At 53.8% G+C, this 10132-nt stretch carries 10 protein-coding genes; 3 read left to right on the top strand and 7 right to left on the bottom strand.

Translation table 11 applies throughout. The annotated features are described in order from the left end of the window. Positions 1–31 precede the first annotated feature (31 nt). Positions 32–1237: a 4-hydroxy-3-methylbut-2-enyl diphosphate reductase gene (locus NW856_RS10225; RefSeq protein WP_414400121.1), complete on the top strand. Its 1206-nt coding sequence runs from the start codon at positions 32–34 to the stop codon at positions 1235–1237. Positions 1238–1263: 26 nt separating this feature from the next. Then, positions 1264–2196, top strand: a complete 933-nt coding sequence (locus tag NW856_RS10220; protein WP_414400119.1) for an AEC family transporter — start codon at positions 1264–1266, stop codon at positions 2194–2196. Here NW856_RS10220 and NW856_RS10215 read toward each other — a convergent pair. Both NW856_RS10215 and NW856_RS10210 read right to left on the bottom strand, forming a co-directional pair. Then, entirely contained in the window at positions 2193–2387 is a 195-nt protein-coding gene (locus tag NW856_RS10215; protein ID WP_011434196.1) for a hypothetical protein, read from the bottom strand. The genes NW856_RS10220 and NW856_RS10215 overlap by 4 nt on opposite strands. A 301-nt stretch (positions 2388–2688) precedes the next feature. Continuing rightward, entirely contained in the window at positions 2689–4224 is a 1536-nt protein-coding gene (locus tag NW856_RS10210) for a hypothetical protein (RefSeq protein ID WP_414400118.1), read from the bottom strand. Between the two features lie 94 nt (positions 4225–4318). On the opposite strand from NW856_RS10210, the gene NW856_RS10205 reads away from it, so the two are divergent. Beyond that, a complete protein-coding gene (locus tag NW856_RS10205; RefSeq protein ID WP_414400116.1) occupies positions 4319–5311 on the top strand; it encodes a YgfZ/GcvT domain-containing protein in 993 nt (330 codons plus the stop codon). Positions 5312–5375: 64 nt separating this feature from the next. Here the strand turns inward: NW856_RS10205 and NW856_RS10200 are convergent, their stop codons facing one another. The 5 genes from NW856_RS10200 to NW856_RS10180 form a co-directional block, all read right to left on the bottom strand. Next, complete coding sequence (locus NW856_RS10200) at positions 5376–5585, bottom strand: HNH endonuclease (RefSeq protein WP_240530472.1); 210 nt, start codon at positions 5583–5585, stop codon at positions 5376–5378. 47 nt (positions 5586–5632) lie between these two features. Continuing rightward, a complete protein-coding gene (locus tag NW856_RS10195; protein ID WP_414400115.1) occupies positions 5633–6049 on the bottom strand; it encodes a KGK domain-containing protein in 417 nt (138 codons plus the stop codon). A 10-nt stretch (positions 6050–6059) separates the two neighbouring features. Then, on the bottom strand, positions 6060–6425 hold the full coding sequence (locus NW856_RS10190; protein ID WP_414400114.1) for a KGK domain-containing protein: 366 nt from the start codon (positions 6423–6425) through the stop codon (positions 6060–6062). A 190-nt stretch (positions 6426–6615) separates the two neighbouring features. Then, entirely contained in the window at positions 6616–7026 is a 411-nt protein-coding gene (locus tag NW856_RS10185; protein WP_414400113.1) for a KGK domain-containing protein, read from the bottom strand. A 47-nt stretch (positions 7027–7073) separates the two neighbouring features. Further along, the gene (locus NW856_RS10180) at positions 7074–9608 is read right to left on the bottom strand and encodes a dynamin family protein (RefSeq protein ID WP_414400112.1); all 2535 of its coding nucleotides are present in this window, start codon (positions 9606–9608) and stop codon (positions 7074–7076) included. Positions 9609–10132: the final 524 nt, after the last annotated feature.

Genomic DNA, 10132 nt, shown 5'->3' with positions numbered 1-10132 from the left:
CCCGGATAGCTCTCCCCAAGACCCACGGGCCCTGCGCAAAGCCCTGCGCGGATCCAGCACCTACTTTGCCAAGGGATTTGAAGAACACAAGGATCAGGCTCAACTGGAGCTGCAAACCACCTACAAAAGCCCCCTTGTGGAGCAAATCCGCGCCCAGGCTTACCGCTATCAGCGGGGCGACATTACCATTCACCTGGCCAGGGCCTTTGGCTTTTGCTGGGGCGTGGAACGGGCGGTGGAATATGCTTATGAAGCGCGGCGACGCTTTCCGGATCGGCAACTGTGGATCACCAACGAGATCATCCACAACCCTTTGGTAAACCAGCACCTGAAGGAGATGGGGATCCGCTTTGTGGAGAAAGGCCCAGACGGCAAGAAGGACTTCTCTCAGATCCGGCCCCAAGATGTGGTGATTTGGCCTGCTTTTGGGGCAAGTGCATCGGAAATGGCGTTTTTTCGGTCGCAGGGCAATGAGATTGTCGATACCACCTGCCCCTGGGTTTCCCGCGTGTGGAACCAAGTGGACAAGCACCGCGCGGCTCAATTCACCTCTGTGATCCACGGCAAGTACAACCACGAGGAAACCGTAGCCACCAGCTCCTTTGCCGAAAAATATCTGGTGGTGCTGAACCTGGAAGAAGCAGAATGGGTCGCCCGCTACATTTTGCAAGGCGGAGATGCGGCAGAATTTCGGCGGCGCTTTGGCAAGGCCACTTCCCCCGGTTTTGATCCGGATCGCGATCTGGAGCGGATCGGCATCGCCAACCAAACCACGATGCTGGAAGGGGAGACCCGCGCCATTGCCAAGCTGTTTGAGACCACCATGCTGCGCAAATATGGCCCCCAGGAGTTGGACAATCACTTCATGAGCTTCAACACCATCTGCAATGCCACCCAAGAGCGGCAGGATGCCATGTTCGAGCTGCTCGAGCAGCCTTTGGATGTGGTGGTGGTGATCGGGGGGTTTAATTCCTCGAATACCACCCACTTGCAGGAAATTGCCCTGGCCAAGGGCTTGCCTTCCTTCCACATCGATGGCCCCGACTGCATCCAACCCAACAACCGCATCCGCCACAAGCCTCTTCACCAAGACCCGACGGTTACCGAAGGGTGGCTACCCGATGGGCCGGTGCAAATCGGCATTACCTCCGGTGCCTCTACCCCAGACCGCGTTGTTGAAGAGGTGATTCAACGCATCTTCGCCCTGCGTGAAGAACCTCGGCGGATCCCTGCCTAGGGATCCCTTCCCTCTTCCCTTTGAGCGTGCTCAACACCCTTTTTCAGGTTTATCCTCCCTTGCTGGGCTGGACGCTGCTGGGGTTTGCTCTCCAGAAGGGGCTGCCCGGCGGCTGGAATCGTTGGCTGGATCCTCATGCTTTGGGGCGGTTCATGTTCTGGGTGGGGGTGCCCCTCAGCATTGTCGGGTTTATGCAGGGGGTGGATCTGTCGGGCCAAATCTGGGTTGCTCCCCTGATCTGCTGGCTGTCGGTGGGGCTGGGGTTTGCCTTGACCAGCGCTTGGCTGTGGTGGCAGCGCCACAACTGTTGGAGCAGTGCCCAGCAGGGCAGCTTTCACCTAACCGCCACCCTGGGGAACACCGGGTATTTGGGCTATCCCATCTGTCTGGCTGTGGCCGGAAGGGCTTACTTTGGCTGGGCCCTGTTCTATGATCTGCTGGGCACTCTGTTCATGGCCTACGGGTTTGGCGTGTGGGTGGCCAGCCGCCACGGCAGTTCCCATGCCCAACCTTGGCAGGTGGGCCTCCACATTCTGCGCACCCCTGCTCTTTGGTCGTTTGCGATGGGCCTGCTGCTGACGCGCGAACCTCTGCCGGGTTGGCTCTCTCAAGCGTTGGCGGCTTTTGCCTGGAGCATGATCCCGCTCAGTTTGATGATTTTGGGGATGCGGCTGGCCCAGGTGAAGCGCTGGGGATCCTTTCTTGCCGCCGGAGTGGCCCTCTTGATCAAAATTGTGATTGTGCCGCTCTTGGTGGGAATCGGCCTTGCCTTCACCCCCTACCCGCCTCTGGCCAAGCTGGTGCTGATCTTGCAGAGCGGTATGCCCCCCGCCATCGCCACCCTGGTGCTCACGGAAGAATACGACTTGGATCGGGAAATTACCGTAACTGCCTTGGCCGTGGGGTACTTGGCCGCCTTGCTGACCTTGCCCCTCTGGCTGGGACTCTGGGGATCCTAATAGGCCAGGTGAGACAAGGTTTGCTCGAGGTAGCTATGCACCAGTTGATCCAGCTCTGCTTCCTGAGTGGGCAACTCCCGGCCCTGGAGCCATCCCCGAAAACCCGAGCTTTCCACAATGGCCTGCCGCAATGGCTTCCAAACTGCTTGCGTGCGCAGTGCTGTATCGGAGCTGAGAGCAGGACTGATCATGAGAAGAAGGTGAGTAGGAGTGATTCACCCTCAGAATAGCTTGGATCCCAGTTGACTTTGGCTCTCTAGGATACAAATCTCCCCTCTATGCTGAGCAAGCCTTCTCTCAGTCGCTCAAGCCAAAAAATCCTCAATATAGTCATTCCAAACTAGATTGAGACACTCCCCAGGCGTTCCGCGCTGCTTCCGCGGCCACCCCCAGACCTTCTCCCAGAGGGAGAGAGGAGCTGGACAGAAATGTTTCATTCCTATTTAAAATGACCATACATCCCATCAACTCGAGCAAGAGGCCCAGGGATCCCTAAACGAACAATTGGCTGCGCTGCTCGACCCGTAAAGTTGGCCCCAAGGCATTGAGAAGAGAGACGCCGTAGCTGCGGACGATAATGCGGCTATCCAAAATAGCCACCCATCGAGTGGGGGAGCTGGGGTCTTCTCCCGAATCAGAGCCTTGCCGCAGAGGCGCGACGGCCCGTTGCAACTGGGCAGCAGCCACCGGCAAAAGGTACTGACGAAACCAGTCCTGCTGGGTGCGTTGCAGATATTGCACCCGTCCGGCCACCCTTGGGTCTTCCACAGAAGGGAAGGGCAAAGTGGTGATCACCATCAGTTCCGGGCGAGGCAAGCCGGCCTTGTGGTGTAGCCAGTAGGGCCAGTCGCAGACCAAAATGCCCTTTTCGCCCGGAAAAGGGCTGTTTACCCGCACCCGCGAGCCGAATTCGGCAGCCAAAGCCGCTCCCACCTGTGCCTGCAGAGGCTGATCCGACACCAACACCACCACGAAGCCCTGCGCCTGAGGGATCAGCTTTTTCAGCTCTTGCAGCAGGTGATCCCGAAATAGAGGGCTGTTGGGCAGGGGGAGGCGCGGCAAGTAAAGGGAAAGCTCCGCCCCGCCAGAACGTGGCCAACCCTCGCCTGAGGCAAACCGCAGCGGCGTCAGATCCGGCAAGCCCAACCGTCGCCGATAGGTTTCCGCCTGGCGATCCAGATCCAGCGCTTCCCCAATAATCACCACCGGCTGTGTGGCCCAAATGGGGGCCAACCAATCGTGCAGAGCCGTCGGGCTGTGGTGAAGGGTGAGGCGACCGGTTTCTCGGTCGGTTTCGGCCCACCAAATCCATTTGGAGACGGGATCCCCCTCAGAGCTGAGCCGCCGGCGGATTTGATCCCAGGGATCCGGCAGCCAGCCGGGGTAGCCTGTCACCAAAGACAGCACAGCATCCAGGTGAACCTGTTCATCCGCATGAAGCAGACAGCGGGAAAGAGGCCGCCGCAAAAGCTGCAGGGACAAATTGACCTGAACCTGGGAGAGCTGCTCCGCCTCGGCAGGGAAGATTTGCCGGAGCTGTTGCCAATGGCTGGCTTCCAGGGTCACCGTTAGCGCCTGGTAGGCCCAATCTTCCAGGTCTTCGGCTCCATCCAGGATCAGAGGGATCCCTGTCGGCACTTGCGAGGATCCCTTTCTCAAGCGAGCTTGCAGCCAATCCAGGGGATCCACCAACAGCAACCCCTGGAAATCGGGATCCGGCCAACGGTCTTTTTGCAGGACGGGCTTATGCAACTGCAGGGTGTGCTGTAGCCAGGGGATCTCTTCCCCCAAAATTTGCGCCTGCACAGGAGCTGTAGCGCAGAGCAAGGTGGGGTTGGGCCACATCAGGGCCGGCAGCAGATAACTGAGGCGGTGCTGACCCCCAGCGGGCACCTGGATCAAGGTGCTGCGACCCAACCGCAACCCTCGCGCCACCATGCGAGCCATCGTCAACTGGTGGGGCCACAGGGCTTCGGGAGACTGCCGCAAAAGCTGCCGCAACTGTTGGTGGACTTCAACCTCAATCACAGTTCAGTACGCCGGGGGTCTGCCACAGACGGTAGGGTGAACTAGCCTATTCTAGGGTAGAGAAGAAAACCAAAGCCCATCTCTGGGGTGAGCGATGTCTCTTCTAGCTGCTGTTTCCACAGAGGGCCAACCCGTTGCACAGACGGGATCCCTGCTTCTAGACCGCTCCGGGTGGGGCCGTTTGCGCATGAAGGGATCCCCAGGCTTGGACTATCTGCACAACCGAAGCACCCAAAATCTGAAGGCCCTCAAGCCAGGGCAGGGGGCCGACACGGTTTTCGTGACCCCCACCGCCGGCATCCTGGATTTGGCAACGGTGTACGTGGGAGAAGAAGACTGCTGGATCTGGACTTCACCCCAGCGGCGCAGCCTGCTGATGCAGAGTTTGGGGCGTATGCTGCCTTTGGTGCGGGGAGCAGAGTTGAAAGATGAGACGGACCAGACCTTTGGTTTTGGGTTGCTCGGCCCCCAGAGTCAGGCTCTCCTGGAGCAAGTGGTGAGCTCAGAAGAGATTCCGACCGGGCCTCATGAGCACTGCGCCGTGGAGATCCAGGGGATCCCTGTCCATCTGGCTTGTGGCACGGGTCTTGCCCAGCCGGGGTTTACCCTCTGGGGCACCATTGACCAGGAAGCAGCCCTTGAGGAATGCTTGCTCCAAGCCGGAGCCAAGCTGGCCCCACCTGAGCTGTGGGAAGTCCTCCGCCTAGAAGCGGGTCGCCCCGCCGCCGACCGAGAGCTGACCTCAGACTACAACCCCCTAGAAGCCGGCCTGTGGCGAGCTGTTTCCCTTGACAAAGGTTGCTACGTTGGCCAGGAAGTCTTGGCCAAGCAGGTAACCTACCGGCGCATTCGGCAAACTTTGTGGGGGATCCGCCTCCAAGGAGAAGCTCATCCTGGCACAGAGATTTTGCGGCAGGGGGAAAAGATTGGGCTGCTGACCAGTGCAGGCCTAACTTCGCAAGAGTACCTGGGATTGGGATACGTGCGCACCAAATTCAATCCTGCCGAGGGGCTGGAAGTTGAAGTCGGCTCAGCGCCGGGAGTCCTGACCCGAATGCCGTTTTTGAGTTTCCCGCCTATTGTCTAGCATTATTTTTGCGGCAGAAAGCTCTCCTGCTTTGTAGAGAGAAAATGGGCAAAGGATTAAGAACTTACCAGTCAAAGTGACGGCGAAAGCGGGGATCCCGTCGATCCTTTTTGCGTCGGTTACAGGTTTTGCACAACGTTTGCAGATTGCTGATGTCGTTGCTGCCCCCTTGGGCAATGGGGATGATGTGATCGATCTGAAGCTGAACCTCTGGGGGCGACTTTCCGCAACCGCGACAACGGAAGCCGTCTCTTTGGAAAACATACTCCCGCACGGCTGCTGGAATTAGAATCCTTTCGCCGGATTTTCTTTCTTTCATCGTTATTCATCCATACTGCGAAGATCGTCCAGTGGAGACTTTTCATCTAGAGGTTCTAATATCTCTTGGTCGGGTTCTTTTATCAGAAATTCAGGATTGTCAGGATAAAAGTCAATCGTAACTTCTACTCTTACTTTTACTCTACCGGTCTGCCAACCGTTAGTTTTAGGAGAAAGAATCGAGCATGGAACTCCTTTATGGAAAAAATGAACCCGATCTTCAGAGGGAATATCTGTTTGTATCTCAGACGAACTCAAGTGACTGTTTAGTTCTCTTCCCATTTGGTCAAACCTCAGGAAATAAGAATTGATAGAATCGCAAAGCTTGGAAATCATGTAGACTTTCTGCTTATTGTTCTTGTTGATAAAAGTGATAACTCCATCTCCCAGTCGGCTAAGATTAATGGATGTTTTTGTCATCTTATCGACCTCAAGACATAGAGACAACTTGAACAGCCCGTAAATCATCCAGTATAGAATCCTCTAGTTTTCTGGGAGCGCTATCTCCAGAATCTCTATATGGGTCATCAGGAACAAACTCGAGATAAACTTTGACTGATATCTTGCCAGAGATCCACGACTTTCTGGGCTGTAAGACTCTAGATTCTATTCCATCCACGAGCATTCTAATGTCCGCATAAACCTTTCTTGATTTAAGGTAACCGTTTGTCTGTAAAGTATCTGAAAGAAGGTAATTAATAATTGCACTATGCAAGCTACTTGGAAGGTAGACTTGATCACCAATTTCGACGACAGTTTCCCTATCATCTGACCTAAAAACTATCGGATCGACCACGGCATTGTCTCCTATTGCTAACAGACTTTACTGACTGACATCTCCCCGAATGTCATCCAAAAGAGATCCAATGCCTCCTGATCTGGAGGGCTGTCGAGCTCGCTAAAGCAATCTTGAGCTTGTTCAGAAAGATTATCTGGCACTTGATCAACCTCCTGGATCAACCTCCTGGTGCATTTTTCCAGTTAAGTTATTCCTCACCTCCGCGAAGGTCATCCAGAGGGGATCCACTGCCGCCCTCTGAGACTGTATCCTCTGGCTCAAACTCTACAATGATCCGCAATCTGACTCTGCCTTTTTCCCAATCTTTCTTGCCCGGCACCAAGAGTTGACAAGCAAGTCCCTGCCCAAACCACTTCGCTTCTTGCAACAATTTTTCTTCTGGCTTGGGAGCAAGAAGGCTACTGGCAATGTTGAGCAAGTCTTCCGGCGGCAGGATCCCTGAGGATCTCAAGGCGGCGATGAACAAGCGAGTCAGCTCTTCTTTCTTGGTCAAGTCCTCTTGGGCTGCTTTGACCAAGTTGGCAACCTTGAAAGTTTTCTCCCTTACAGAGAGGATCCCTTCTGGGTGCTGCTGTAGAGGTATTGATTTGGATCCCATGACTTTATCTGGATCAAGTGAAAGGCCAAAAACAAAGACAAGCCGCTCTATCTCAAATCATCGAGGATGCTATCCAACTCTGGAAAACTCTCGTCTATGGGTGTAGAACGACCAAGAGCGACTGCTTCGCTTGCATTGCTGTCACCTACTTGCTGTTCAGGAAGACTTGCCAAAATCTGAACTGACTCACCAACAGAGGAAGGTTCAGGACGAGTAATCAAGGGCAGCATCTCGCGATTGAGGCCCAAAGCTTGCAAGCAGAGGTTGATCCCAGAAACAGCTTGGTTGTACTTGTCTATGCTTGCCTCCAGTTCTTTCAGCCGCTGTTGGTTAAGCGCAATTTTCTCTTCAGCCTCTTTTCTGAGAGTTGCTTCCATGAACTGCTTTGCTTCTGGGTACTTTTGCAAAATCTCATCGGCTACTTGCTTGGCAACCGGCAATAGTTGAGTTTTTAGAGTATTGTTGGTCTCTTGTCGGAAGCTAGAACGCACTGTCTGGTTAATTTTCGGCTCGAAGTCAAGCTTAAGTAATTGTCGGATTCCAGGCTCTGCGTCGCGAATAGCAGAGATGTCATAAGATTGGCTGGTTTGCTTTAGGACTTCTCGAAACTGGTAGATCGAGAATGTTCCTTCGTCGTAGAAGCGGGGGCTTTCTCTGAGGTAGCGGTCGCACTCTTTTCGGGCACCATTGACAAGAGAACTCAAAGTTACCTCCTTAACCAAAAGAAGCTTTTTCTCCAAGTCCCCATCGGATCCCAGTAGGCGAAACAACTGCCTGTAGTAGCTCGAGCTGCGAACTTCATCAACAAGGCGACGAAAGAAGTTCTCTACAAGCGTGCTGGCTGATTCTACCAGGATGTCCTCTAGATGGTTGGACAAATAATAAAAGGCTTCGACCAATACAGCTAAGAATGGAGCTGTGGAGTTGCGGGGACGAATGCGAACGGCTTGACTGTAAACATTGTCCAACGAAAAAGTATCCAAAAGCTCATCTAGCCTCCGTACCATCCTAGCCTGCAATTTACGGAAATCGTTCTCAAATTCTTTGTTTTCTCCGTTAATAACTTTATTGACTACTGTCTGGATATGCTCGTCAAACTCTCGGCCAATACTGGCTAGCTGCTGATTGATCAGCGTCAGCTCATAGGAAATCATGCTGTCAATCTCTTTGGGCTGGCTATCAATGTCTCGGTAGAGATCTAGATAGGACTTCCTCATCTCGATGCAGAGAGGTTGCAAATCATCGGCCAGCGCGGAAAATAGCTGTGGCCGCTTTTCTTCCGTTAAATAACGAGTGATCCCAGCCCGAAAGTCTTCAATACCGCTATCTTTAATCATATACTCAATCAAAGGTTTTCCCCACTCCCTCAGAATCCGAACGTAGTTATTTATGGGTGTGTCGTACCCATGTACAGAAGGGCGGAACGGGGATCCAACCAACCTACCTGACGTGCAGTACTTGTTAAACTCGCTGACAAACTGGGGTGTTTCTTCCCCACCACCCAATTCTTTGATGCTTTCTGAAAAAATCGTATCCAGTCCAAATCGATCCTCGGGGGTAGTTGCCTTGATCTGGGAACCATAGAAGCCGAGAAGGCCGCTTGTCTTAAATACGCGGAGTTGACGAAACTGCTGGTCGATAATGTTTTCTAGTCTCTGCTTTAGTTGTGCGTTGTACCAAGTCTCGTCAATCCGGTTAAACACATAGAAGACGCGATCCCTGATGCTATCATTACTTTGAATATGCTCAATAAGCTCTGTCTCTTCCTTGGTCAGCTCACCCGTTGCAGCACACTTGAGAACGCAAACAACTGCGGACGTATCCGGATCGGCAATTTTTCGATAAGTACGCTCTGCATCCGCTTTGACTGGAGCATCGATCCCAGGAGTATCGACAATAACGTTTCCATCTTCCAGCAAGGGGTGGTGGCAATAGTATTCCACCTTTCGCAAAACTGCGCTATTGGCGCCGCGCCGGGCAAAACCCGCAGCTTCTCTTAGGTTGCCGAAGTTGAGCTGCTCCATTGAGAAAACTTTGTTCTCGGTAGGGTGAATTTTGTCCCGGTTCTGCTGGAAACCTGTAATCAACAAGCGAAGTGCATCCGCCTGCTTCGCCCGCTCTGACTTGCTTTTGCCTCCCTCCTGCTGAATAATAGCCCCAGCACGCTCCTTCAGGGGATTCAGTGCAGTGTCTTCCAGCCTGCTGAGTGACGGAGCCAAGTTTAGGAAAGCGCAGAAGGCGGTCATCTGTTCTTGCACTTCCTGCTCGCTAAGAAAAGTGAGCACTACCCTCTCCGCATTTGGCTCTGCGTAGGCGATGTAGCACTCTGTCCCTGTGGCGTGCCCTTCGGCGCTGTAGAGAAGCTCTCTTTCTAAGAGGGCATTGATTAGCATAGACTTGCCAGCACTGAAAGCACCGGCAAAGACAATCTCGAAGGTTGGAGAAATAGCTTTGCTGAGGGAAGCTTGAATCCGAGTGGTATCTTGCTTGCCTGAAAAAGTGGAATCCTGATGCCAGAGTTGCAGGATAGCTTCAACCTGCTCTTTCAAGTTCTCACACTGAGGCAGGAGCTTTACAGACATAAGAGAGCAATCTCCACAGAGGCTGCTGGGATTATAACTTGCCTATGCTTGAGGTGAGGATTCCTACAGCAATTTTCTTCAGTGCTGGAGCTGTTCGAGATTTCGACCTAAGTCTAAGTCCAGATACCTACCTGAGCTCTTGAGTGAGAGCAAGGTTCTTTGTTGGCCAATACCGGGAAACTTCGCTGCCATCGTGACCCTCTCCGCCAGCATCCCAGATCTGGCAACGACGTATATGGATCCCAAGCCGGAGCGGAGCTGGCCCTGACAGAATTTTTGGGAATCTCTGTGCCCAGAAGCTGGTCATCCCGCCACCGAGCAAGAGCTGGCTCCAGACTACAGACTCCAAAAGGCAGTCTTGTGGCAGGCTGCTTCCCTTGGCAAAAGTTGCTGTATTGGCCAGGAAGTCTTGGCCAAGGGAGTGATGTATGGACACCCTGTGGGGGATCCGTCCTGGCGCAGAGGTTTTGCGGCAGGGGGAAAGGATTGGTCTGCTGGCCGGTGCTGGCTTGACTTCGTGGGGG

Source organism: Synechococcus sp. R3-13, assembly GCF_047462195.1.
In the GTDB taxonomy this organism is placed as follows: Bacteria; Cyanobacteriota; Cyanobacteriia; order Thermostichales; family Thermostichaceae; genus Thermostichus.
The sequence above is the reverse complement of the archived record's forward strand: the minus strand, read 5'-3'. Positions and strand labels throughout refer to the sequence as shown.